1 pseudogene is annotated in these 266 nt (G+C 56.0%); it reads right to left on the minus strand.

Annotation, left to right across the window (positions count from 1 at the left end):
- A pseudogene (locus ACH107_RS33865) lies at window positions 1-266 on the minus strand (tRNA (N6-isopentenyl adenosine(37)-C2)-methylthiotransferase MiaB); the annotation flags it as partial.

Consider the following 266-nt stretch of genomic DNA (forward strand, 5'->3'; position numbering starts at 1 on the left):
GTTTCAGCATCTCCGGCAGGCGATGCAGGGTTTGCGGGCCGAACACCAGATCGACATACGGCGCACGTTTGACGATGACATCGCCTTCCTGTGACGCGACGCAACCACCGACGCCGATCACGAGGTCGGGTTTGTTGACCTTCAGCTCACGCAGACGGCCGAGATCAGAGAATACTTTCTCTTGCGCTTTTTCCCGTACTGAACAGGTGTTGAGCAGGATCACATCGGCATCTTCCGGTGTGTCGGTTTTGATCAAACCTTCGGAG

The sequence above is a fragment of the Roseovarius halophilus (ex Wu et al. 2025) genome, assembly GCF_047086965.1.